The sequence below is a fragment of the Bizionia paragorgiae genome, assembly GCF_900107625.1.
Lineage (GTDB): Bacteria > Bacteroidota > Bacteroidia > Flavobacteriales > Flavobacteriaceae > Bizionia > Bizionia paragorgiae.
Genome location: NZ_FNQK01000008.1, coordinates 21,134 through 46,354 on the forward strand (window position 1 = coordinate 21,134; position 25,221 = coordinate 46,354).

A 25,221-nucleotide genomic window follows, 5' to 3' on the forward strand; every position below is an offset into this window, starting at 1 on the left:
CTAATAAAAATTATATATGAAGAATAAAATAATAGCATTAGTTGCATTGTTTACTGCTACTTTTCAATTGAGTGCACAGAATTCATTTCAAATAGAACCAAATCCAGATTCACGTGTTATAACAACCGGGATGCCCTTTTTATTAATCGCTCCAGATGCTAGAGCAGCTGGTATGGGAGATATGGGAGTGGCGACATCAGTTGATGCTTATTCTCAAAAGTGGAATCCAGCAAAATATGCTTTCTCTACGGCTAAGTCTGGAATCTCGCTTAGTTATACACCGTATTTAAGTAAATTGGTGAATGATATAGGTGTTGGTTATGTTTCTTATTTTAACAGATTAAACGAACAAAGTGCTTTTGGTGCTAGTTTAACCTATTTTAGTTTGGGTGAAATTGAATTTGTGGAAAATGAATTTGATACCCCATTAGTTCAAAAGCCAAATGAAATGGCTTTAGATATATCTTATACCTTAAGATTAAGTGATCAGTTTGCCATGGCTGTAGCTATGCGTTATTTACGTTCAGATTTAAAGTTAAATACCGGAGGGAATGATATTAAACCCGCAAGTACGTTTGGCGTAGATATCACTGGATTCTATCAAAGTGAAGAAGAAGCTTATAATGACTTTAACGGACGCTGGAGAGCGGGGTTTGCGATTCAAAACTTAGGTCCTACCTTTAAATATGATGAAGGTGGACAAGAAAACTTTCAGCCAACAAACTTACGTTTAGGTGGAGGTTTTGATTTTATTTTCGATCAATACAATAAATTAGGAGTAACTGCAGAAGTGTCTAAGCTTCTAGTACCAACGCCTCCAGTTTATGGAACGCGAACAGAATATGTGGATAGTAATAACAATGGTGTTTACGATCCTGAAAATGGCGATGAGTTTATTAGTGTAGACCCTAATTATATTATGGAGGGAAAAGATCCTAATGTAAGCTTTATCTCTGGTGTTTTTCAATCTTTTGGTGATGCTCCAGGCGGATTTAGTGAAGAATTAAAGGAATTCACCTATGCGTTAGGTGCAGAATATATGTATCAGGATGCGTTTGCATTTAGAGCAGGATATTTTAATGAAAACGAAAGTAAAGGTGCTCGTAAGTTTTTTGCTTTAGGAGCAGGGTTTAAATACAATGTTATTAATGTTGATCTTTCTTATTTGTTCTCGGCATCAAAAGTACAGAGTCCGTTAGAAAGTACATTGCGATTCTCTCTAACCTTTAATTTAGGAGAAGGGACATATACCGAATATTAAAAGCAGTGAATAAAATTAACTAAAAACTATTGTGTAAAAGCAATAGTTTTTTTGTCTAAAATAGTTTTTATACTAAAAGCTTATAACGTTATGAAAGAAGTTAAAATAGAATCTACCTTATACGTGTACGATACCTTGAGTGAATTAGATCAAGAGGTAATAGATTTAATGGATCAGGCTGTTAAGGCAAGGGAAAAGGCATATGCGCCTTATTCTAAGTTTTATGTTGGTGCTGCTCTATTATTGGATAATGGTGAGGTGATAACGGGTAGCAATCAAGAAAATGCCTCATACCCTTCGGGCTTATGTGCAGAGCGTACCGCTATTTATTATGCTGGCGCTAAATATCCTAAGGCTCAAATATTAAAAATGGCGGTTACTGCAGCGTCACAATTAAATAAAACGGCAGAGCCAATCCCGCCTTGTGGGGCTTGCAGGCAGGCAATTGCAGAGTATGAAGTAAAACAAGATGAGCCTATTGAGATTTATTTTATGGGAGAAACAGGAGCCGTTGCCTTGTCAAAATCGCTGGCAAATTTATTGCCTTTAGTTTTTGATAAAGCCTCTCTATAACGAATTACTAACATTTTTCCGTTTTACAGTTTTTTCATTAGTGTCTAATGTGTTACTTTTGTTATTCGTTTATTAAAAATAACGTTTCCAAATGCAAAAAATAACAAAAGAAGTTTACCTTAAATGGTATGAGGATATGTATTTCTGGAGAAAGTTTGAAGACAAACTAGCTGCCGTTTACATACAACAAAAAGTAAGAGGATTTCTTCACTTATATAATGGTCAAGAAGCGATACTAGCAGGAGCGCTACATGCTATGGATTTATCGAAAGATAAAATGATTACGGCTTATCGAAATCACGTGCAACCTATTGGAATGGGTGTAGATCCTAAACGTGTTATGGCAGAATTATATGGGAAAGCTACTGGAACCTCTCAAGGTTTAGGTGGATCTATGCATATTTTTTCTAAAGAGCACCGTTTTTATGGTGGTCACGGAATTGTAGGAGGGCAAATACCTTTAGGAGCAGGTATTGCTTTTGGAGATAAGTACCACAATCAAGATGCTGTAACTATTTGTTGCTTTGGTGACGGGGCAGCGCGTCAAGGATCATTACATGAAACGTTTAACTTGGCGATGTTATGGAAATTACCTGTCGTTTTTGTTTGTGAAAACAATGGGTATGCTATGGGGACTTCTGTAGAACGTACAGCGAATCATACCGATATTTGGAAATTAGGATTAGGGTATGAAATGCCTTGCGGACCAGTAGATGGAATGAATCCTGTAAAGGTAGCTGAGGCTTTTGATGAAGCGATTGCAAGAGCACGTCGTGGTGATGGGCCAACATTCTTAGAACTTAAAACGTATAGATATAGAGGACACTCGATGAGTGATGCTCAACACTATAGAACAAAAGACGAGGTAGCAGAATACAAGAAAATAGATCCTATTACGCAAGTAAAAGATGTGATTCTTGAAAATAACTACGCAACAAAAGAAGATCTTAAAGTAATTGAAAAACGCGTTAAGGAATTGGTTGACGAATGTGAGAAATTTGCTGACGAATCACCATACCCGGAGAAAAACGTTATGTACGATTCAGTATACGAACAGGAAGACTATCCGTTTATCGAGCACAAAATAAAATAAGCTATGGCAGAAGTAATAAATATGCCGCGTTTAAGCGACACAATGGAAGAAGGAACAGTTGCTAGCTGGTTGAAAAAAGTGGGTGACAAAATTGAAGAAGGTGATATCCTAGCTGAAATCGAAACCGATAAAGCAACAATGGAATTTGAATCTTTTCACGAAGGCACCTTACTTCATATTGGAATTCAAGAAGGGGAGACTACAAAAGTAGATACTCTTTTAGCTATTATTGGAGAAGAAGGAGAAGATATTTCTGAGTTACTAAAAGGACAAGGAAATACTGCTGAAGAAACTTCTGATAAGAGTGAGCAGTCTGAAGCTTCAGAAGAGACATCGGAAGAGGATACTACTTCGGATAGTTCAAGTGAAGAAACAGCACTTCCAGATGGTGTAACAGTGGTTACTATGCCGCGATTAAGTGATACCATGGAAGAAGGTACTGTGGCAACTTGGTTAAAACAGATAGGTGATACTGTCGAGGAAGGTGATATCTTAGCTGAAATTGAAACTGATAAAGCGACAATGGAATTTGAGTCTTTCCAATCAGGTACCTTATTACATATAGGTTTAGAGGAAGGAGAGTCTGCAAAAGTGGATGCTTTATTAGCTATTATAGGCCCTGAAGGTACAGATGTTTCTAATATTGCTAAAAATTTTACTAGTGGAAGCGATGCACCAAAAGCTGAAAAGGCAGCAGTAAAAGAGGAGAAGCCAGTAGCTTCAACGCCAAAAACAGAAGATAAAAAAGCTCCAGCTCAACCTGCAAAAGCTAATACTTCTGGACGTGTGTTTATTTCTCCTTTGGCAAAGAAAATGGCCGAAGAAAAAGGTATCGATATTAGTCAAGTTCAAGGTTCTGGAGAGAACGGTCGTGTTGTAAAACGCGATATAGAAAACTTTACAACCTCTGTAGCTTCGTCTGCATCAGCAGCTAAGTTTGTAGCTTCTGGTCAGGAGGATTTCGATGAGAAACCAAATTCTCAAATGCGTAAAGTAATTGCTAAGCGTTTAGCGGAATCTAAATTTACAGCGCCACATTACTACTTAAATGTAGAGTTTGATATGGAGAATGCTATGGCATTTCGCGCCCAATTTAATACGCTTCCAGACACAAAAATATCGTATAATGATATGATTGTTAAAGCTTGTGCTTTAGCGTTACGTCAGCACCCACAAGTTAATTCTCAGTGGTTTGCCGATAAGATGAAATTAAATAACCACGTACATATTGGGGTTGCTGTAGCTGTCGAAGATGGTTTAGTAGTGCCAGTAGTTAAATTCGCTAACGAGCAAACGTTACCTCAAATTAATGCTGCGGTAAAAGACTTTGCTGGACGTGCAAGAAATAAAAAATTAACACCTCAAGAAATGGAGGGAAGTACCTTTACTATTTCTAACTTAGGAATGTTTGGAATAGAGAGTTTTACTTCGATTATCAATCAACCAAACTCAGCGATTTTATCGGTAGGGGCGATTATTGAAAAACCTGTCGTTAAAAACGGACAAGTTGTTCCAGGGCATACCATGAAATTAAGTATGGCTTGCGATCACCGTACGGTAGATGGCGCAACGGGAGCTGAATTCTTGCAAACCTTAAAAGGATATATCGAAAATCCTGTAACTATGTTAGTTTAAAACGCTAAATCTTATTATAATTAATCCTGTATCAATTTTTTTGATACAGGATTTTTTTATCTTTAAACTTTACTATATTCAACCCCTAAAATACCAACCAAACTATGAAAAAACTACTTGTATTAATGTTAACCCCCTTTTTATTTGTCGGGGTTTTATCGTGTAAATCTTCGGGTGTTACAACATCAGAGAATTATACGGTTTCTGCCGATGAGGTTAAGGCTATAGTATCATTTTTAGCTTCCGATGAATTAAAAGGACGCGACACAGGAAGTGAAGGAATTCATACTGCCGCTACGTATATAGAAAATGAATTTAAAGCTTTAGGGATTAAACCTTATTTTGATAATTACCGCGATACTTTTAAGATGCAGGGGGTCGACGCCTTTAACGTAGTAGGATATATCGAGGGGAGTGATCCCGATTTAAAAGATGAATTTATAATCATAGGCGCACATTACGACCATATTGGAGAAATTGCCGCTGTTGAAGGTGATGTTATTGCCAATGGAGCTAACGATAATGCTGCAGGAACTAGTGCGGTGCTGACATTAGCAAAATATTTTACTAATAGAAATACGAAGCGCAGTTTACTATTTGTAGCCTTTACTGCCGAAGAGAAAGGACTATTAGGATCAAAGCACCTTGCAAATAGATTAAAAGGTACTGGCTTTAATTTATATACGATGTTTAATTTGGAGATGATTGGTGTGCCTTTAAATAATACAGAACACCAAGCCTTCCTAACAGGCTATGATTATTCTAATTTAGCAGCTGTTATGAATAACTATGCTGGTAAAAAATTAATCGGTTCGTCGGAAGTCGCTAAAAAGTATAGTTTGTTTAAACGTTCGGATAATTATCCGTTTTACGAGACGTTTAAAGTACCTGCGCATACGGTGTCTTCTTGCGATTTAACCAATTTTGATTACTACCATCATGTACACGATGAAATTGATAAGTTAGATTACACGTTTATGGCAAATTTAATTAATGCATTAGCACCTGTAATAGAAAAAACGGCTAATGCCACCACTAAAGAAATAGAATTGCATGAAAACTAAAAATATAATTATTACCGGAACGAGTAGAGGTATTGGTTTCGAATTGGTTCAATTATTAGCACAACAAGGGCATCAAGTTTTGGCATTGTCTCGTAATTATGAGGCTATTAGTAAACTTGATTTTAGCACCGTTAATGCTTTTGGGTTTGATTTATCAAAACCAGAAGATTATGAAAAAGTGACTCATTTTGTAGAAAGTGAGTGGGGGCATGTCGATGTGCTAATTAATAATGCGGGAGCCTTAATTAATAAGCCCTTTATAGAAACGACCATGGAGGAGTTTGAAGCGGTTTATAAAACCAATGTGTTTGGTGTTGCTCAGTTAACGCGAACGGTTTTGCCATTCATGAAAAAAGAAGGGCATGTGGTTACCATCAGTTCGATGGGAGGGATACAGGGAAGTGTTAAGTTTCCTGGACTATCAGCTTATAGTTCTAGTAAAGGCGCTGTAATTACACTTACCGAGCTTTTAGCAGAAGAATATAAAGAAACAGGTCCTAGCTTTAATGTCTTAGCATTAGGCGCTGTAAAAACAGAGATGCTTGCTGAAGCTTTTCCAGGGCTTGACGTGCCGACTTCAGCTTTGAAAATGTCTAAATATATTGCGGAATTTTCATTGTCAGCACAAGAGTATTATAACGGCAAGGTATTGCAAGTATCTAATTCTACACCTTAAAAGTTTAACTTATAAGGCAGTCTTCAACTTAAAAAAAAATATGGCAGATACAGAATCATATTCATTTCCAATTGGAACTTTAGCACCTTCGTTTCGTTTGTTAAACCCGCTAACTGGGGTATGGCAATCGCTCGAGGATTGTAAAGGGGAGCATGCTACGGTTGTCGTGTTTATTTGTAACCACTGTCCGTTTGTGATTCATATTAACAAAGCCCTTGTGGCTTTAGCTAATACCTATATAAAACAAGGTGTAGGATTTATTGCTATTAGTAGTAATGACGTAGAAAACTACCCTCAAGATGCACCTCGTTTAATGGCCGAATTGGCACAAAAAGAACAGTTTCCATTTCCGTATTTATACGACGAAACTCAAGAGGTTGCTAAAGCTTATAATGCCGCTTGTACGCCTGACTTTTATGTGTTTGATAAAAATTTAAAAACAACGTATCACGGACAGTTTGACAATTCAAGACCGCGCAATGATATGCCAGTTACTGGTAACGATTTACAAATGGCTATAGAGCGTGTTTTAAGTGGAGATTCTCCTCTAGAAAATCAAAAGCCAAGTATTGGGTGTAATATAAAATGGAAATCGGTGTAAAAAAGTATAAAAATTAAGAGTATTTAAACATTGATACTATTAAAATAAAGTACTTTTGTGAAAAATTTTAAAATGCAACAAACAACAAATACGATTTTAATGATTCGTCCTGTTAATTTTAGGATGAACGAACAAACTGCTGTTAATAATTATTTTCAAGAAGAATTACAGTTGAAAAACGCCGAGGTTAATGCAAAAGCTCAAGAAGAATTTGATGGGCTTGTAGAAAAATTGAGAGCGGTTGGGGTAAACGTAATTGTTGAAAATGATGATATTAAATTAGACACACCAGATTCTATATTTCCAAACAACTGGGTGAGTTTTCATCAAAATGGTAATGTAGGATTATATCCTATGTTTGCCGAGAATAGACGAAGAGAACGTAGAGAAGAAATTTTAGAGCGCCTTGAAAAAGAGGGGTTTGAAATTAAAAATATTATCGATTATACGTCTGCAGAAGACGAAGGTGTTTTCTTAGAAGGAACTGGAAACCTATTGTTAGATCGTGTACATGATAAAGCTTACTGTGCACTATCTCCTAGAGCAGACGAAACATTGTTTATAGAATTCTGTGAAGATTTTGAGTATACGCCAGTGGTATTTACCGCTTATCAAACAGTAGATGGTAAACGATTACCTATTTATCATACTAATGTTATGATGTGTTTAGCAGAAACCTTTGCGGTGATTTGTTTAGATACCATAGATGATAAAAAGGAGCGCAATCATGTCATTAAAAACTTGCAGGAGGATAATAAAGAAATTATTAGAATCACTGTAGAGCAGATGGAGCAGTTTGCCGGTAACATGCTACAAGTTAAAGGTGCCAACGATAAACGGTACCTCGTTATGAGTGAAGCAGCATATAAGTCGCTAACAGCAACTCAAATCGCTATGATAGAAAAGCATTGTGAGATTTTATATAGTCCGCTACCAACCATAGAATCTTGTGGAGGTGGAAGTGCACGCTGTATGATGGCAGAAGTGTTTTTACCAAAAGCATAGTGTAAAGGCTGTAACATTTATTAATATACTTTAAGGGAGCTCGATATATATCGGTCTCCCTTTTTTTTATGGATTATCTGTAAGGGCATATGCTAATTGGTGTGGTGCTAGTAATACAAAGCGTATTTACAAGGCCTTAAAAGCAGGTGGTTATTACCTGCTTTTTATAAGATATGTATAAAACTAATTGGTAAGCTTGCGCTTCTAATTTTAATAATTTCTTAAGACTGAAAGCCACGGTAAACCGTGATTTTTTTCAATAATAATAGTATCTTTGCAAGTCTAAAAAACGTTATAAATGAGCCTTCAAGCAACATTATTAAAGGAAGTACAAAACGCAGCACAAGAGCTGTATCAAGCTAATTTAGAAACCGTAGAGTTTCAAGCAACTCGTAAGGAGTTCGCTGGAGATATTACAATCGTTGTATTTCCAATGTTGCGGGTAATAAAAGGTAATCCAGTGCAAATTGGTGAAGCTATAGGTAATTATTTAGTCGATAAAGTAAAAGAAGTTAAAGCGTTTAATGTCGTTAAAGGCTTTTTAAATGTTGAGATTGCGGATAGTTATTATATTTCATTTTTTAATGAGGTAAAAGATAATTCGAGCTTTGGGTTTGTGGTTCCTGAACCAGAAGATAAAGCTGTAATGGTAGAATATTCTTCACCAAACACGAATAAACCCTTACACTTAGGGCATATTAGAAATAACTTATTAGGGTTTAGTGTTTCGGAAATTATAAAAGCTTCTGGAAAAAAAGTATACAAAACCCAAGTTATAAACGACCGTGGTATACATATTTGTAAAAGTATGTTAGCATGGAAACGTTTTGGAAATAATGAAACGCCAGAATCTACGGGGTTAAAAGGCGATAAACTTGTAGGGAATTACTACGTTAAGTTTGATCAAGAATACAAAAAGGAAATAGAAGTTTTAAAAGCCGCTGGTAAAACGGAAGAGGAAGCTAAAAAAGAAGCGCCAATTTTACTTGAAGCACAGCAAATGCTTTTAGATTGGGAAGCAGGAGATAAAGAAACAGTAGCCCTTTGGGAGCGTATGAACCAATGGGTATACGACGGTTTTGATGTGACGTATAAAAACCTAGGTGTAGATTTCGATTGCCTATATTATGAGAGTGAAACCTACCTTTTAGGAAAGGAGTTTGTAGATCAAGGTTTAAAAACCGGAGTGTTTTACAGACGAGAAGACGGGTCTGTTTGGTGTGATTTAACCGAAGATGGTTTAGATGAGAAAATCGTATTACGTAGCGATGGAACAGCGGTCTATATGACCCAGGATATTGGTACGGCAATTCAGAGAATTAAAGATTATCCTGATGTTGGGGGTATGGTGTATACTGTGGGGAACGAACAAGATTATCACTTTTCGGTATTGTTTCTAATTCTGAAGAAATTAGGATTTGATTGGGCTAAAAACCTATTTCATTTAAGTTATGGGATGGTAGATTTACCATCAGGAAAAATGAAAAGCCGTGAAGGAACGGTTGTCGATGCCGATGATTTAGTTGCCGAAATGTCTAAAACAGCAGGAGAAATCTCTGAAGAGCTAGGGAAATTAGAAGGCTATTCTCAAGAGGAGAAAAATGAGTTGTATAGCACCATAGGTTTAGGGGCATTGAAATACTACATTTTAAAAGTAGATCCTAAAAAGAGAATTTTATTTGACCCTAAAGAGTCTATCGATTTTCAAGGGAATACAGGTCCTTTTATTCAGTATACCTACGCTAGAATTCAATCTATTTTAAGAAAAGCAAATTTAGAAGCTCAAGGCATAGCAACAGATTTAGATTTCGAATTACACGATAAAGAAAAAGCATTACTAAAACAATTACAAGTATTCCCAGAGGTGATTCAGAATGCGGCAACACAACATAGCCCTGCTTTAATCGCTAATTATACTTACGATTTGGTTAAAGATTTTAATTCTTTCTACCAAAACGTTCCGATCGTTTTAGGTAACGACGATGCGCAATCGCAAGTCTTTAGAGTGCAATTGTCAAACTTAGTAGCACAAACTATAAAAAATGCCTTTGGATTATTAGGGATTAACGTACCAGAACGTATGTAAGCCTTAAATAAATTTACACAGGCTTAATACTAATATGAAGATCGTGTATTATGTTTACGAACAGCAATACACGATTTTTATGTGTTAAAACGGATAGTATATTATTTCAATAAATACGCAAAACCAGCAATGCAAGACACTATTTTAAATCATATTCCTAAACAGGCGCAAGCGCAAGTATTACAACTTTTAGAAGAGGATGGTTTAAGTGTTATAGTAAAAAAAGAACGTAAAACGCGTCATGGAGACTATCGGAAATTACCCAATGGTAAGCATCAAATTACAATTAATAGTAATTTAAATTCCTACCGTTTTTTAATTACACTAATTCATGAAATTGCCCATTACGATGCCTATAAGCGCTATGGACGATTTATAAAACCTCATGGTTTAGAATGGAAACATTCTTTTCAGCATTTAATGTTACCATTTTTAAATCCGGATGTTTTTCCGTTAAAGTTATTACCTCTACTAGCTAGACATTTTAAAAATCCTAAAGCAAGTAGCGATACCGATACGGCTTTGGCATACGCCCTCAAGCAATACGACCCACCAAATGATAAAACCTACGTTTTTGAAGTACCCCAAGGAAGTGCTTTTAAATTATATAACGGACGCGTTTTTAAAATGGTTGGAAAACGTACAAAACGTTACGAATGTGTTGAAGTTAAGTCGGGAAAAGTGTATCTTTTCAATCCTAATGCAGAAGTTGAGGTTATAGCCTCGGCTTGATATAAATAAAATTAGAAGTCGTTCTTGTCAAAAAGAAAATATAAGTATGAATAAAAATTATTACGCTATTTTAATGGCTGGTGGAGTCGGTTCTCGATTTTGGCCAGTGAGCACTCAAGAGTTTCCTAAGCAATTTCACGATATGTTGGGTACTGGCGAAACATTAATTCAGAAAACATTTAGTCGTTTATCGCAACTTATACCTAAAGAAAATATATTTATTTTAACTAATGAGAGTTATAATGATTTGGTGTTAGAACAATTGCCTGATGTGTCTAGTGAACAGGTGGTTCTAGAACCTGCTATGCGAAATACAGCGCCGTGTATATTATATGCATCACTTAAAATTGAGAAGTTAAACCCTAACGCAGTAGTTATTGTGGCGCCAAGTGATCATTGGATAGAAGATGAAAAAGCGTTTACAACTAATGTAAAACAAGCTTTTGAGTATTGTCAAGAAAATGATGCCTTAATGACCTTGGGTATAAAGCCAACCTTTCCAAATACAGGATATGGCTATATTGAATATGATAAGGAAGATGGAAATGCTATTAAGTCTGTAAAGCAATTCCGCGAAAAACCCGATTATAATACAGCCAAAGAGTTTATTGCTAAAGGAAATTTTGTTTGGAATGCCGGAATATTTATGTGGAGCGTTCAAAGTGTCTTAAAGGCCTTTAAAGAGAATCAATCGGATTTGTTTGCGCTTTTTAAAGCTGGGCAATCGGTTTATAATACAGACGAGGAAGCTTCTTTTATAGCAGAGAATTATCCGAAAGCTGATAATATTTCGGTGGATTACGCGCTTATGGAAAAATCAACGAATGTATTTGTGCTGCCTGCAGCCTTCGATTGGAATGATTTAGGAACTTGGGGAAGCTTATATGATAAGTTGCCAAAAGATGCTAATAATAACGCCGTAGTTAACGCTAAAACCTTGGTTGATAACAGTACCGGCAATATGATTAGAACCGAAAATGATAAGGTGGTTATTGTCGACGGATTAAAAGATTATATCATTGTAGATAAAAAAGAAGTTTTACTTATCTTTCCTAAAGAAAAAGAACAAGATATCAAAGTGGTTTTGAATACAGTTAAGGAGAATTTCGGAGAACATTTAGGTTAATATATGAGCGAAGAAAATAAATTTAATTTTTCTGAGGAAGAAAAAAAGGACGCAGATTTAAATGCGGAACAAAAAGCTGAAGAGAAAGCAGCTGAAGATTCTAAAAAATCGGTAAAAGATGATGCCAAAGGATTATTTGAAAGTGTCAAGGCATTTTTAATCGAGCTTTTAGATTTTAGAAGTGATACCGATCGCGATGCGACTATTGCCGCTATCAAAGCCGATATTCCTTTTAAAGGCGCGACGGCTTGGATTTTAATCTGTTCGATATTTGTCGCTTCCATTGGTTTAAATGCAAACTCTACTGCAGTTGTTATTGGAGCCATGTTAATATCGCCATTAATGGGGCCTATTTTAGGAATAGGACTATCGATAGCGATTAACGATATTGATACCCTAAAGCGGTCATTAATAAACTTAGCGACGATGCTAATTTTGAGTTTGTTAACCGCATATTTATTTTTTGAGTTTTTTCCTTTAAGTGAAGATACTTCAGAGCTTTTAGGGCGTACACGACCAGATATTCGAGATGTTTTAATAGCCTTTTTTGGGGGATTAGCTTTAATTATTGCACGTACTAAAAAGGGAACTATTGCTTCAGTAATATTTGGAGTTGCCATTGCCACAGCCTTAATGCCGCCTTTATGTACAGCGGGATATGGATTGGCAAAAGGGAACTGGAGTTACTTTAGTGGTGCGATGTATTTGTTTAGTATAAACACTATTTTCATTGCTTTAGCAACATTCTTAGTCTTGAAAATATTGCGTTTTCCAATGCTTAAGTACGCCAACTCGGCAAAGAGAAAACGTATTTCTCAATTTGCTTCTTTGGTCGCTATTGTTGTTATGATTCCTGCAGCCATTTCATTTTATACGGTGCTTCAAGAAAGTAAATATGAGATGTCTTATAAGAATTTTATTGAAAATGAAATAGATGCTAACGACGATTTATGGTTGCAACGTAAAAAGCTAGATATAGATGATAAAAAAATTAGTCTGTATTTTAATGGTGAAATGAGCGATGCTATAATCACTTCGTTACGCAATGAATTAAAAACAGGTACCGACTATAATAATATCAAGGATTTTGAATTGATTATTAATAGTAATGAAACGAGAAGTGTAGACCGCATGTCGGAGTCTTTAGATCGTGCCTATGCTAATTTGGATAGGAAAGATAATGTTATACATGGACTGCAGTCAGAAATTGAAGCACTGCAAGCGACGGTTAAGAGTCTAAACTTACAAATGGAAAAGAAAGTAAATCCATTGGGTAGTATTTCATTTACGACTTTAGCGAAAGATGCGAAAATAAAATTCAGACATTTAGAGTACTTTGGGTATTCTAAAATGTTAGAGACTAAAGATTTTATAAAAGTAGATACCGTTTCGGTAATTGATGTGGAATGGAGTAAACAACTACACGACTCGGTTAAAGTAAGAAAAGAGAAAGAGTTAAAAGAATGGTTACGAACCACTGTTAAAACAGATTCGATATTAGTAAAAAAACATTTGAGGTAAGCCTCAAATGTTTTTTTTATTATGAATTATCTTCAATATACATACGTCTTACTTTCTTGAATAAGTTAGACGAGTATACAAAATCGGTAACGACTTCATTATCGGTTCTAAAAATGGTGTCTTTCGATCCTTCCCAAGCTTTTAAGCCATCTTTTAAAAAGACAATTTTATCACCAATTTCCATTACGGAGTTCATATCGTGAGTATTAATAACTGTAGTTATATTATACTCTTCGGTAATCTCTTTAATTAGGTTATCGATAACAATTGCTGTTTTGGGATCTAAACCTGAGTTAGGTTCATCGCAAAATAAGTACTTAGGGTTATTTACAATAGCACGGGCAATAGCGACACGCTTTTGCATTCCACCAGAAGCTTCACTAGGCATTTTTTTATTAGCGTCTTTTAGTTTTACCCGGTTTAAAACAAAGTTAGCACGGTCTTGCATTTCACTCTTACTCTGTTTGGTAAACATTTGTAGCGGAAACATAACATTTTCTTCTATAGTCATAGAGTCAAATAGCGCACTCCCTTGAAATACCATCCCTATTTTAGCTCGCATATTTCGTTTTTCGGCTTCCGACAGTTCGGCAAAAACTTGACCTTCGTAGGCTATTTTGCCTTTCTCATAATCAAAAAGACCTAATAAACATTTTAAAAACACGGTTTTACCAGAGCCACTTTGTCCGATGACTAAGTTGGTTTTTCCTTTTTCAAATGTGGTGCTAATGCCTTTTAAAATATGAGCATCTCCAAATGATTTTTCTAAATTGGTAACTTCTATCATTAGCTTAATAACATTTGAGTTAGTATATAATTTAAAAGAATAATAACGACACTCGTCCATACAAACGATGTTGTACTAGCCTCACCCACTTCTAATGCGCCACCTTTCATATAGAACCCATGATACGAAGGTACCGTTGCTAAAACAAAAGCAAACAGTAAAGTTTTTATAAAGGCATAGGCCATATGAAACGGTTCGAAATCTTGCTGAATCCCTGTTATGTAATCATCCATACTAGCATAATTACCAAAAACACAAGCGGCTAAACCTCCCATAATACCTAAAAACATTGCAATAGAAATAACAAAAGGGTAGAGGGTAAGTGCTATAAACTTAGGGAACACTAAATAATTTAAAGCATTGATTCCCATAACTTCTAAGGCGTCAATTTGCTCGGTGACACGCATAGTTCCTATACTAGACGTAATAAAGGACCCTACTTTTCCAGCCATGATTATGGATATAAAAGTTGGGGCAAACTCTAAAATCACCGATTGTCTAGTTGCGAAGCCCACTAATGAGCGAGGTATAAGAGGATTATCTATATTCAAAGCCGTTTGAATAGTTACAACGCCACCCACGAAAAAAGAGATGAACGCCACGATACCAATAGAGCCAATTACCAAATCGTCTATATCTTTTAAAATCAATTGTTTCATTACAGACCATTTGGTCGGTTTACGAAACATTTCAACAATCATTAAAAAATAAGTTCCAATATTATGTAGGTACTGCATAGTAAAAATTATACTGCTAAAGTATAAAATTATTGTCCGTATTTAACGATAATTTTAAATTAAGATATACTAAAAGCTGTATTTTTGAAGTGTCTTAATAAATATATTAACTATGAGAATTTTTGTTAGCCTATTTTTAATAGCCTCACTTTTTGGGTGTCGTGCTCAAAGTCAAGTCAAACAAACAGATGTCGTTAGCCAAACCCAGTTGCCAAGTGCAAGCCCTAAGTTGGTGGTGGGTATTGTTGTGGATCAAATGCGCTACGATTACCTAACACGTTTTGGAGATAAATTTACTTCTGGAGGCTTCAAACGCATGATGAATGACGGGTTTAATTGTAAGAATAATCATTATAATTATGTGCCTACTTATACAGGGCCTGGACATGCGTCGGTTTATACTGGAACAACACCCAAATACCATGGTATTATTGCCAATTATTGGTATGATAAACATGAAGGTACTCGTGTGTATTGTGCAGGTGATTCTGATGTCAACCCTATTGGTACGCGTTCTGATGCTGGTAAAATGTCTCCTCATAGAATGAAAACAACGACTATTGGTGATGAGAATAAATTATTTACGCAGTCAAGAGGAAAAACTATTGGTATTTCTATAAAAGATCGCGGGGCTATTTTACCTGCAGGTCATTCTGCTGATGCCGCTTATTGGTTTGTAGGTGACGATGAGGGTGCTTTTGTAACGAGTAGTTTTTATATGGATGCTTTACCTAATTGGGTGTCTAATTTTAATGCTTCGGGAGTAAATGAAGGCTATTTAAAAACATGGAATACACTGTACGATATTGATACTTATACCGAAAGCGGTCCCGATCTAAATGCCTTTGAAGGAGGATTTGATGGGAAGGATACAGCGACTTTTCCTTACGATCTGAAATCATTAAGTACGCATAATGGAGGTTACGAAATTATAAAATCGACGCCATATGGAAATAGTATTTTAGCCGATTTTGCTATTGCAGCTCTTGAAGGAGAAGCTTTAGGTCAGGATGATAATACAGACGTTTTTACCATTAGTTTCTCCAGTCCAGACTACGTAGGTCATAATTTTGGTGTAAACTCTAAGGAGGTACAAGATACTTACTTGCGTTTAGATCAGGATATAGAACGCTTACTAAATGCCTTCGACGAAAAAGTGGGAGTGGGGAATTATACGGTGTTTTTAACTGCCGATCATGCAGCAGTAAATGTTCCTGCTTATTTGCAAAGCTTAAAAATTCCTTCAGGATATTTTGACAATAAGGCATTTAAAAAGCAGGTAAAAGACTTTTTAGTAACACGTTTTGCAGCTTCAGATCTTTTGGAGAATATAAGTAATAATCAAATCTTTTTAAACCACAAACGCCTTAATGCATTGGGGTTAGATTTAGCAACTGTTCAAGAAGCGTTAGTCGATGAAATCATTCATTATGAAAATATTGACAAGGCATATACTGCAAAATCAATGCAAAAAGCCTCTTATACTGTCGGGATTGAATCTTTAATTCAAAATGGATACAATCACAAGCGCTCAGGAGATGTTATTTATGTTTTTGATCCGGCTGTGATTAGTTATAGCAAAACAGGATCTACCCACGGGTCATCATTAAATTACGATACACATGTTCCTTTGTTGTTTTATGGACAAGGTATTAAAAAGGGAAGTTCCCTAAAGAAAACGAGTATTACTGATATAGCTCCTACCTTATCTTCATTATTAGGGATTAATTTCCCGAGTGCTGCTACTGGTCAGCCCCTAGAGTTTGTGCTAGAATAACAGTTTGCCTAAACAATATGAAATTAGCCGTTAAACTTTGTTTTAATGGCTTTTTCTGTTTTTATAAGTATGAGTATTACGGTGCCTATTATTAAGATAGTACTCATAATAGCTTCGGTGTTATCGGATATGTCTATACAATAGCCTAAAAGAGACAGTAACGCGAGAACGGCTCCAAAAATAATGAGAAGTTTAGAGGAGTAGTTTTGAGCAAAATCCCATTGCTCTTGATTTTTCATAGAACGCGTTGTTCTGTAGCCATATAAAACATTAATTTTCTTAGGAGGGAATAGAAGCATGATAACTCCTACTGCAAAAAATATAATCCCTACTAATCCTAGCATGGTTAGAATGGAATCTGTAAAACTCATATTCGATAATTAAATTAGCAATTATTTTCTATATAAGAAATAATTATTTACTAATTCAATATACGTTTTTTTTGCTTCGTCTGTAGAGATATTTTTTATTTGAAAAAGGGCATTCGTTTTAAAGGCATTAATAATAGGAGTACGGCTACTTGGCCTTTCGTAGTTATTGGTAGCCTTTTTGTAATACGCATATAGCCTTAACAGGAAATCCGCAGGGAATGGTTCCGTATGATTGTTAATACGATCTACGGCTTCATTAAATGTTATTTCAAGTTCTTCTGAAGTCATTTGTTTACATTTCGGCAATAATACTTTCACCACCGCGTACTTTTTGATTTAATTGAACCTTAATATTTGTGTCCAAAGGTAAATATAAATCTACTCTCGAACCAAATTTAATAAAACCAGAGTCCGCACCTTGTTGTGCTTCTTGATCTACTACTGCATAATTAACAATACGTTTGGCTAGTGCACCTGCTATTTGGCGGTATAGCACTTTGCCGTAGGTCTCACTATCTACCACTACTGTAGTACGCTCGTTTTCCTCACTTGCTTTTGGGTGCCAAGCGACTAAGTATTTCCCTGGGTGGTATTTGCTATAGGCAATTTTACCAGAAATAGGGTAACGCGTAACATGTACATTTATAGGAGACATAAAAACGCTGACTTGTAGACGTTTGTCTTTAAAGTATTCAGGTTCGTATACCTCTTCGATAACCACAACCTTGCCGTCTACAGGAGAGACAACCGAATGATTATTAAGTAAAGTGTTTCTTTTTGGATTTCTAAAAAATTGAAGTATAATAATTAAAAAACCGATGATTAAAGCTAATAAAAGGTAATTTAACCAGGTGATACTAATAAAACTATCTACAATTAAAACTAATCCAACAACTACAATAAATGTAATTGCGATAATTTTATGGCCTTCTTTATGAAACATACTTTAAAATTCTTAAGAATAAATATATAAAAGGAGCAGCAAATATAATACTGTCAAAACGATCTAATAAACCGCCATGACCAGGCATTATAACACCGCTATCTTTAACACCTGCTTGCCTTTTAAACTTAGACTCTATTAAGTCTCCAATCGTGCCAAAAACACTAATTATCACACTTAAAAGGAGCCAATGGGTTGTTGTTAATGTCCCGGTAAAGGTAGCAATAAAATAACTAGAAACACAAGCAAAAAATAAACCGCCTAAAAAGCCTTCCACTGTCTTTTTTGGTGATATACTTGGGAATAGCTTTTGTCTCCCATAGTTTTTACCTACAAAATAGGCAAAGGTATCGTTAACCCAAACTACAATAAAAGTTCCTAATAGTAATAAAGGGTTAAATTGATTATCGTAATTCGCTATAAGTATAAGAAATACAAAGGCACTAGATAAATAAAAGGTAGTAAGTAAAAAGCGTTTAGACGCAAACAAAGGAATTTCCTTTTCTGAGAATAAATCTTTTATTAAAAAGAGCTGTACAAAGATCGTAATGACTTGCAGTATTTTTGTGGCCTCATCCAAGCCATCTCCTGTTTTAATTAGGAGTTGCCAATATCCAAATACAAGATATAAGACGACAAATATAATATATGGTACCGCGTTTTTAACACCAATTAATTTATTGAATTCCTGCAACGAAATTAATCCGAAAATAAAAAACAGAATAATTAAGGTGTGAATATTATATAGTGATATAATTAACAAGGCTACATAAAGTACGCCTGAAAGGGATCGTGTAAGTGTTTCCTTCATGTATTATAAATCTTCTAAAAGCAGCAAATATAAGTTTTTTGAAGGACTACCGTAGGTTAAAAAATCATTTTCAGCGGCGGGCTTAAAAAGTTTAATTGTTGAAATGTTAGTCGGTATTTTATTTGCGTTTTTAGTTTTGATTTCTCGTAATCCCTCGCCAATATTGGTTACTATTTGACTAGTCGTTGCAAATATAATAATGTTAGTTGGAAATTCTGATAGTTTTTTCTCCGCCAATTGATTTGATGATAACAGAATGGAACCATCATCTGAAATTAAATTTTCGCAGGTAGAAACGAAGTAGGTGGCATCAGATAACCCACTGGTATTAAGGTAAAGGTCGTTAAAGCTTTGTTTTAAATTTTGATCATAAAAATAAGCTGATTTGTCTTGCCAGTTATTTTCCTCTATAATTAGCGCCATATTATCATACACTTCGTTCATTGTATCACAATACAAGAACTTACCACCATTATCTTTAAAGTTTATCATGAAACTTTCGTCAATTGGTAGTTTTACGGGAGGCATATATTTTCCTCCTTGTGAAGTGGTTTCTTCTTCCTTTTCTTTATCAGATTTAGAACCAAATAATTTTCTAAATAGACTCATTTATATTTTTGCTATTATCAATTTTTTACTGAGTTATTCAAATATAAAAAATCTTAAACTAACTAAAGAGTTAATTTAAGATTTTTAAAGTTGTTTAACGATGTTAAGCGTGTTTATTCTTCCTCTTCAAGACTTTTAGCATCTTCAATATCTCTTTGAATATCCTTTTCAAAAGCTCTTTTACCAAAGATAATTTCTAAATTGTCTTTGAATATCACTTCTTTTTCTAATAAAACATTCGCTAACTCGGTTAGTTTGTCTTTGTTTTCCTCTAATAATTTCACAGCTCTTATGTACTGCTCTTCAATAATATTAGAGATTTCTTTATCTATTAACTCAGCTGTTTTTTCACTGTAAGGCTTAGTAAATCCTGTTTCACTACCCGAAGAGTCGTAATAGGTAAGGTTACCTACTTTCTCACTAAGACCATAGATGGTAACCATAGCACGAGCCTGTTTAGTAACTTTTTCTAAATCACTTAACGCACCCGTAGAGATTTTATTAAAAATAACTTTCTCTGCTGCACGACCACCAAGTGCCGCACACATTTCGTCTAGCATTTGTTCTGGTCTCACAATTAAGCGTTCTTCTGGTAAATACCAAGCAGCTCCTAAAGATTGTCCACGAGGGACTATAGTTACTTTTACCAAAGGTGCTGCGTGTTCTAGCATCCAACTTACAGTGGCGTGACCAGCTTCATGATAAGCAATAGCTTTTTTCTCGTCTGGAGTGATGATTTTGTTTTTCTTTTCTAAACCACCAATAATTCTATCAACGGCATCTAAAAATGATTGTTTATCTACAGCTTTCTTGCCGTTTCTTGCAGCAATTAAAGCCGCTTCGTTACAAACATTTGCAATATCGGCTCCAGAGAAACCTGGTGTTTGTTTCGATAAAAAGTCGATGTCCAAGCCTTCCGCTTTCTTTAAAGGTCTTAAATGCACTTCAAAGATCTCTTTACGCTCTCTAACATCTGGTAAATCAACAAATATTTGACGATCAAAACGTCCTGCACGCATAAGGGCCTTATCTAAAATATCGGCTCTGTTGGTTGCTGCTAGAACGATAACGTTTGTGTTTGTTCCAAAACCATCCATTTCTGTTAGCAGTTGGTTTAAGGTATTCTCACGTTCGTCATTACTTCCAGACATTGCGTTTTTTCCTCTTGCACGACCAATGGCATCAATTTCATCAATAAAAATAATCGATGGTGATTTCTCCTTAGCTTGTTTAAATAAGTCTCTTACTCTAGAGGCTCCTACACCAACAAACATTTCTACGAAATCAGAACCAGATAGTGAGAAGAAAGGAACTTTAGCTTCACCGGCAACGGCCTTAGCTAAAAGTGTTTTTCCCGTACCTGGAGACCCTACTAATAAGGCGCCTTTAGGTATTTTACCACCTAAAGAGGTGTATTTTTCAGGGTTCTTTAAGAAGTCAACAATTTCCTGTACCTCTTCTTTAGCACCTTCTAATCCAGCAACATCTTTAAAGGTTGTTTTTACTTTTGTGTTTTCGTCAAATAGTTTGGCTTTAGATTTTCCTATATTAAAAATCTGACCACCGGCACCTCCGCCAGCACCTCCAGACATACGACGCATAATAAATATCCACACTCCAATAAGTAAAACAAATGGAAGTAAGCTAAACAATAAATCTCCCCAAGGGTTAGATTCTGTTTTGTATTTAATAACAGTAGTTATAGCCGTGTTGTCCTTTGCCTCTTGGATTCTGTTTTCAAAATTTTGAAGATCTCCAAATTCAAAGGTGTAGTTCGGTTCTTTAGCGGTAGAAAAAGGGAACGGTTTAGAAATTGATTTTTCATGAACCGATTTTGATTCTGCTTCCTTAGACAAGTATACTTTTGCTTCTCTTTTATTAACGATATCTACTTTATCGATATCGCCGTTACGCAAGTACTCGAAGAATTGAGAAGGAGATATTTTAGCACTTTCGCTAAAATTATTACTTCCTAAAAATTGAACTGCGATTAATGCAAGAATAATCCCACCATAAATCCAATACGGATTAAATTTAGGTTTCTTTGGTGTTGTATTTTTTTTATTTTCTGCCATGAATAAGTTTTATAAGTTTGATTCTATTGTCGTTATTTTGGCATCTCCCCAAAGACTTTCAATATCATAGTATTCTCTAATATGTTTTTGAAAGACGTGTACGACAACGTTAACGTAATCCATCAACACCCATTCTGCATTGTCTTCTCCTTCAACGTGCCAAGGCTTGTCTTTTAACGCTTTACTTACCTTTTTCTGAACAGATCCTGTTATTGCATTTACATGGGTATTTGAATTACCTTCGCAAACAATAAAATAATCGCAAACTGTGTTTTCTATTTCTCTTAAATCTAAAATAGTTATTTCATTACCTTTTACATCTTCTATACCACCAATTATAGCGGTTATAAGTGCATCTGTATTTATTTCTTTTATTGCCATTAATCTAATTTAATTTGTGCAAAGTTATTATTTTTTAGTTCTTTATACTTTAAAAAAATCATAAGATTTTTATGATTTAATTTTAACGCGAAGATAACCAATTTATATGCGTATAATCAAACTTGATGCCACCGAATCCACAAACTCGTTTTTAAGAGATTTAGGCTATACTAATAGCTTAGAAGATTATACGGTTGTCGTTACAAAACAACAAACACAAGGTCGCGGTCAAATGGGCACTGTGTGGCGTGCTAAGCCAGGCGAAAATCTAACGTTTAGCGTGTTTAAAGCCTATTCACACCTTAAAATTGAAAATCAGTTTTATATCAGTATGGCCATTTCCTTGGCTTTAGTTGCTGCTTTAAAGGACTTTAATGTGCGAAAAATTAGTGTAAAATGGCCGAACGACATATTGTCAGAGAATAAAAAAATATGCGGTATTCTTATTGAAAATGTCATAAAACAGAATGTTTTAGACTCTTCGATAATTGGAGTTGGACTAAATGTGAACCAAAAAAGTTTTACAAATTTACCAAAAGCAACTTCTATGGCCGTACAGGAGCAGCAGTTTTTTGAATTGGATGACGTGTTGCTTACGTTTTTAAAACATTTAAAACTCTTTTTCAAACAGTTGGAAGAGGGAGAGTTCTCTACATTGCATACGCGTTACGAAGCGTTGTTGTTTAGAAAAAACAAACCCTCAACATTTAAGGATGCTGAAGGTTGTGTGTTTTCTGGTTTTATACGTGGCGTCTCATCTACAGGTCACTTGCAAGTGCTATTAGAGGACGAGATTCTAAAAACGTTTAGTCTTAAAGAAATTTCACTGCTATATTAAACAGCGGTTTTCATATTACTAGCTAATGTTTCGATGAATTTATTGATAGGTCCTTTTATCATCATAGCCATCATTGCATTAAACTCGCCGTCAAAATGAAGTTTTACATCACTAGTATTGTCGTCGATTGCTGTTATGTTAGCTGTCAATGAAAAGTCTAATTTTCCTCCAGCAGCGCCTAATACAATTTGATTTGGTGGAGTGCTTTCCTTTTTCTTCAATACGATTTCCGGCATACCTTTTAAAGCAAATAGAAATTTGTCGTTATCCAAAACTTCAAATTTGCTAATGTTTTCCGGCATTAGTTTTTCAAAGTTTTTTACGTCGCTTAAGAAGGTAAACGTGTCTTCAGCCGATTTTGGTATTGTTACTTTAGGTGATTCTAAATTCATAGTTGTGTATTTTTGTTTTTAACAAGTGTATCAATTAGCGTTCCATTCACTCGGATTAGAGTTCCAATCCGATAAGGTTTCTAATTCAGCTTGTTTAATATAGTTAGCATCTACTGCTTCTAGTAGTAAGTTTTCGTAGTTACTTAAGGTGTGTAAAGTAATGTTAGCGTCTTCGAAGTTTTTAGAAGCTACATCAAATCCGTAAGTAAAGATGGCAACCATACCTTTAACGTTAACTTTAGCTTCTTTTAATGCTTTTACGGCATTCAAGCTACTGTTTCCGGTACTAATTAGGTCTTCGATAACCACAACATTTTGTCCGCTTTCAATAAAGCCCTCAATTTGATTTTGACGACCGTGCTTTTTCGCTTCTGGTCTAACGTATACAAAAGGAATACCTAAATATTCGGCCACTAATACGCCAATAGCGATAGCTCCTGTAGCTACTCCTGCGATAACGTCTGGCTTCCCATAGTGCTGCTCAATAAACTTAGCCATTTCCTCGCGAATATAATTTCTAATTAAAGGAAAGGAAAGAACAACTCTATTGTCACAATAAATAGGTGATTTCCAACCTGAGGCCCATGTAAATGGATCGTTTGGTTGCAATTTAATGGCATTAACTTGTAGTAATACCTTTGCGGTTTGTCTGGCGGTGTATTTGTCGATAATCATAAAGGCAAAAATAAACAATAATTTAATTTAGTAGATATATGTAGACTGAAAAAAAAATAATTTTAATACGTATTGCAGTTCTTTAAAAAATGATATTTTTACAAATACTAAATAAACACTTAGAGCTCTATATGTACCGTATTTTTGTTAATGACAAACCTATTTTTTTAAATACCGTAGTAGAAAAGGAAACCGACTTTAAAAATTTTCTTCTAAAAGATGCTAATATGGAAGCTGTGTTGCACACTTTAGCAAAGAAAAAAGTTAAATCAGTACGACTGATTCACCACAATGAAGAAACAATTCTTAAAAAGTTTTTAAAAAAATTACCTAATGTAATCGCTGGGGGTGGTAAGGTTTATAATGATAAAGGAGCCATTTTGTTTATTTACAGAAATAACAAATGGGATTTGCCTAAAGGTAAAGCAGAAAAAAAGGAAACGATTGCCGAAACCGCGTTGCGAGAAGTGGAAGAGGAGACTGGTGTTTCTGGATTAGAAATCGTAAAACCTTTAGAGATTACCTACCACATCTTTAAGCGCAACGGTAAACTTAAAATTAAAATCACCCACTGGTTTGAAATGAAAACGACGTATTCTGGTGAGTTATTACCGCAAGAAAACGAAGGCATTACTAAAGTAGAGTGGTTAAACGAGAGCCAAGCTCAAGAAGCTTTAACCAATTCTTACGCAAATATTAAATTGTTGTTTTAAACGACCTTTAATTTATACGCAGAGTTTATGCTATTACAATATGCGCCACAACTACTATTCAAAATCTTATAGAGAACAAAATCAAATCCAATTAAAAATAGCAGGAGTTGCATTACTCATTAATTTAGTAATGTTAGCCATATGGGTTGTTAGCGGATTCTATTTGGTTTTTTTTCTATCACTAGCGATTACACTGTCTATAATAGCGCCTTTTTTCGACGTACCATCACTCAAGAAAAAAGGCAGTTTAATATATTACTCCTCCCTTTTTGTTGCAGAAAAAGAAAGTAAAGGGGTAGTGAAAATTCACGGTGGTTCCTTATTCGATTATGTGTTTGTATTAGACAAATCATTAGACGGTTCACAACGGACAAATTTTATTCTTCAGCAGTATGTAGAAGGTCTCTTAAGTTTAATAAATGACTTCGAAAAGAGGCAAAATACAACAGTTAAAATACAAGGAACATCGTACATTATCAATCATAGAACAGCTAGTAAGTTAGGTTTAAAAGTAGTTAAAACAGATTTTATTCAAAAATGTATTCTCGTTTTAAACTATATACCTCTTTCTATTTCAAATTCTTTTGCAAAACGAAAGTTATCGTTTCCAAACCTTAGAAATAGTAAAACTTTTAAAGGAGAACTGGTGGAGCTCATTAAGCGAAAACAAGACCTCCAAAACTTAAATAATAAATTGCAAAGACGCACCTCTAGTTCTATATAGAAGCAAAGGTTTTTT

At 35.1% G+C, this 25,221-nt stretch carries 27 protein-coding genes; 16 read left to right on the forward strand and 11 right to left on the reverse strand.

Annotation, left to right across the window (positions count from 1 at the left end; genetic code table 11):
- The first annotated feature begins 16 nt into the window (after nt 1-16).
- From porV to BLV64_RS07090, 12 genes are all read left to right on the forward strand, one after another.
- On the forward strand, nt 17-1,261 hold the full coding sequence (porV, locus tag BLV64_RS07035; protein WP_092133495.1) for a type IX secretion system outer membrane channel protein PorV: 1,245 nt from the start codon (nt 17-19) through the stop codon (nt 1,259-1,261).
- Nucleotides 1,262-1,351: 90 nt separating this feature from the next.
- Nucleotides 1,352-1,834 carry a cytidine deaminase gene (cdd, locus tag BLV64_RS07040; RefSeq protein ID WP_092133496.1) on the forward strand — a complete coding sequence of 161 codons (483 nt, stop codon included), beginning with the start codon at nt 1,352-1,354 and terminating at the stop codon, nt 1,832-1,834.
- A gap of 91 nt (nt 1,835-1,925) precedes the next feature.
- Nucleotides 1,926-2,927, forward strand: a complete 1,002-nt coding sequence (gene pdhA, locus BLV64_RS07045; RefSeq protein WP_092133497.1) for a pyruvate dehydrogenase (acetyl-transferring) E1 component subunit alpha — start codon at nt 1,926-1,928, stop codon at nt 2,925-2,927.
- A 3-nt stretch (nt 2,928-2,930) separates the two neighbouring features.
- Nucleotides 2,931-4,562, forward strand: coding sequence for a pyruvate dehydrogenase complex dihydrolipoamide acetyltransferase (locus BLV64_RS07050; RefSeq protein ID WP_092133498.1), 1,632 nt, complete (start codon nt 2,931-2,933; stop codon nt 4,560-4,562).
- A gap of 104 nt (nt 4,563-4,666) precedes the next feature.
- Nucleotides 4,667-5,626 carry a M28 family peptidase gene (locus tag BLV64_RS07055; protein WP_092133499.1) on the forward strand — a complete coding sequence of 320 codons (960 nt, stop codon included), beginning with the start codon at nt 4,667-4,669 and terminating at the stop codon, nt 5,624-5,626.
- Entirely contained in the window at nt 5,616-6,302 is a 687-nt protein-coding gene (locus BLV64_RS07060) for an SDR family NAD(P)-dependent oxidoreductase (RefSeq protein WP_092133500.1), read from the forward strand. Before BLV64_RS07055 ends, BLV64_RS07060 begins: the two co-directional genes overlap by 11 nt.
- Nucleotides 6,303-6,342: 40 nt before the next feature.
- Nucleotides 6,343-6,903, forward strand: a complete 561-nt coding sequence (locus BLV64_RS07065; RefSeq protein WP_092133501.1) for a thioredoxin family protein — start codon at nt 6,343-6,345, stop codon at nt 6,901-6,903.
- A 72-nt stretch (nt 6,904-6,975) separates the two neighbouring features.
- A complete protein-coding gene (gene ctlX / locus BLV64_RS07070) occupies nt 6,976-7,908 on the forward strand; it encodes a citrulline utilization hydrolase CtlX (RefSeq protein WP_092133502.1) in 933 nt (310 codons plus the stop codon).
- Nucleotides 7,909-8,206: 298 nt separating this feature from the next.
- Entirely contained in the window at nt 8,207-9,994 is a 1,788-nt protein-coding gene (gene argS / locus BLV64_RS07075; RefSeq protein ID WP_092133503.1) for an arginine--tRNA ligase, read from the forward strand.
- Between the two features lie 129 nt (nt 9,995-10,123).
- On the forward strand, nt 10,124-10,726 hold the full coding sequence (locus BLV64_RS07080; protein ID WP_092133504.1) for a SprT-like domain-containing protein: 603 nt from the start codon (nt 10,124-10,126) through the stop codon (nt 10,724-10,726).
- A gap of 46 nt (nt 10,727-10,772) precedes the next feature.
- Entirely contained in the window at nt 10,773-11,852 is a 1,080-nt protein-coding gene (locus tag BLV64_RS07085; protein WP_092133505.1) for a mannose-1-phosphate guanylyltransferase, read from the forward strand.
- A 3-nt stretch (nt 11,853-11,855) separates the two neighbouring features.
- Nucleotides 11,856-13,373 (forward strand): DUF389 domain-containing protein, encoded by a 1,518-nt coding sequence (locus BLV64_RS07090; protein WP_092133506.1) that lies wholly within the window; start codon nt 11,856-11,858, stop codon nt 13,371-13,373.
- 19 nt (nt 13,374-13,392) lie between these two features.
- Here BLV64_RS07090 and BLV64_RS07095 read toward each other — a convergent pair whose 3' ends face one another.
- Both BLV64_RS07095 and BLV64_RS07100 read right to left on the reverse strand, forming a co-directional pair.
- Nucleotides 13,393-14,160, reverse strand: a complete 768-nt coding sequence (locus BLV64_RS07095; protein ID WP_092133507.1) for an ABC transporter ATP-binding protein — start codon at nt 14,158-14,160, stop codon at nt 13,393-13,395.
- Complete coding sequence (locus BLV64_RS07100; protein ID WP_177165306.1) at nt 14,160-14,897, reverse strand: MlaE family ABC transporter permease; 738 nt, start codon at nt 14,895-14,897, stop codon at nt 14,160-14,162. Before BLV64_RS07100 ends, BLV64_RS07095 begins: the two co-directional genes overlap by 1 nt.
- A gap of 112 nt (nt 14,898-15,009) precedes the next feature.
- Here BLV64_RS07100 and pafA point away from each other — a divergent pair, with 112 nt between their 5' ends.
- A complete protein-coding gene (pafA, locus tag BLV64_RS07105; protein WP_092133509.1) occupies nt 15,010-16,674 on the forward strand; it encodes an alkaline phosphatase PafA in 1,665 nt (554 codons plus the stop codon).
- 23 nt (nt 16,675-16,697) lie between these two features.
- Here the strand turns inward: pafA and BLV64_RS07110 are convergent, their stop codons facing one another.
- The 7 genes from BLV64_RS07110 to rsfS form a co-directional block, all read right to left on the reverse strand.
- Nucleotides 16,698-17,045, reverse strand: coding sequence for an SdpI family protein (locus BLV64_RS07110; protein WP_092133510.1), 348 nt, complete (start codon nt 17,043-17,045; stop codon nt 16,698-16,700).
- A gap of 21 nt (nt 17,046-17,066) precedes the next feature.
- Entirely contained in the window at nt 17,067-17,333 is a 267-nt protein-coding gene (locus BLV64_RS07115) for an acyl-CoA-binding protein (protein ID WP_092133511.1), read from the reverse strand.
- 4 nt (nt 17,334-17,337) lie between these two features.
- A complete protein-coding gene (locus BLV64_RS07120) occupies nt 17,338-17,988 on the reverse strand; it encodes a phosphatidylserine decarboxylase family protein (RefSeq protein ID WP_092133512.1) in 651 nt (216 codons plus the stop codon).
- On the reverse strand, nt 17,978-18,799 hold the full coding sequence (locus BLV64_RS07125; RefSeq protein ID WP_092133513.1) for a phosphatidate cytidylyltransferase: 822 nt from the start codon (nt 18,797-18,799) through the stop codon (nt 17,978-17,980). The genes BLV64_RS07120 and BLV64_RS07125 overlap by 11 nt, the downstream gene beginning before the upstream one ends.
- Nucleotides 18,800-18,802: 3 nt before the next feature.
- A complete protein-coding gene (locus BLV64_RS07130; protein WP_092133514.1) occupies nt 18,803-19,408 on the reverse strand; it encodes an LUD domain-containing protein in 606 nt (201 codons plus the stop codon).
- A gap of 113 nt (nt 19,409-19,521) precedes the next feature.
- The gene (gene ftsH, locus BLV64_RS07135) at nt 19,522-21,483 is read right to left on the reverse strand and encodes an ATP-dependent zinc metalloprotease FtsH (RefSeq protein ID WP_092133515.1); all 1,962 of its coding nucleotides are present in this window, start codon (nt 21,481-21,483) and stop codon (nt 19,522-19,524) included.
- 9 nt (nt 21,484-21,492) lie between these two features.
- The gene (gene rsfS, locus BLV64_RS07140; RefSeq protein ID WP_092133516.1) at nt 21,493-21,864 is read right to left on the reverse strand and encodes a ribosome silencing factor; all 372 of its coding nucleotides are present in this window, start codon (nt 21,862-21,864) and stop codon (nt 21,493-21,495) included.
- A gap of 106 nt (nt 21,865-21,970) precedes the next feature.
- On the opposite strand from rsfS, the gene BLV64_RS07145 reads away from it, so the two are divergent.
- A complete protein-coding gene (locus BLV64_RS07145) occupies nt 21,971-22,702 on the forward strand; it encodes a biotin--[acetyl-CoA-carboxylase] ligase (RefSeq protein ID WP_092133517.1) in 732 nt (243 codons plus the stop codon).
- Here the strand turns inward: BLV64_RS07145 and BLV64_RS07150 are convergent.
- Together BLV64_RS07150 and pyrE are read right to left on the reverse strand one after the other, a co-directional pair.
- Nucleotides 22,699-23,094 carry an SRPBCC family protein gene (locus BLV64_RS07150; RefSeq protein ID WP_092133518.1) on the reverse strand — a complete coding sequence of 132 codons (396 nt, stop codon included), beginning with the start codon at nt 23,092-23,094 and terminating at the stop codon, nt 22,699-22,701. The genes BLV64_RS07145 and BLV64_RS07150 overlap by 4 nt on opposite strands.
- Before the next feature lie 30 nt (nt 23,095-23,124).
- Nucleotides 23,125-23,769, reverse strand: coding sequence for an orotate phosphoribosyltransferase (gene pyrE / locus BLV64_RS07155; RefSeq protein ID WP_092133519.1), 645 nt, complete (start codon nt 23,767-23,769; stop codon nt 23,125-23,127).
- A gap of 131 nt (nt 23,770-23,900) precedes the next feature.
- On the opposite strand from pyrE, the gene BLV64_RS07160 reads away from it, so the two are divergent.
- Together BLV64_RS07160 and BLV64_RS07165 are read left to right on the forward strand one after the other, a co-directional pair.
- Nucleotides 23,901-24,482 carry an NUDIX hydrolase gene (locus BLV64_RS07160; RefSeq protein WP_092133740.1) on the forward strand — a complete coding sequence of 194 codons (582 nt, stop codon included), beginning with the start codon at nt 23,901-23,903 and terminating at the stop codon, nt 24,480-24,482.
- A 40-nt stretch (nt 24,483-24,522) separates the two neighbouring features.
- Nucleotides 24,523-25,206 carry a hypothetical protein gene (locus BLV64_RS07165; protein ID WP_092133520.1) on the forward strand — a complete coding sequence of 228 codons (684 nt, stop codon included), beginning with the start codon at nt 24,523-24,525 and terminating at the stop codon, nt 25,204-25,206.
- The last annotated feature ends 15 nt before the right edge of the window (nt 25,207-25,221 follow it).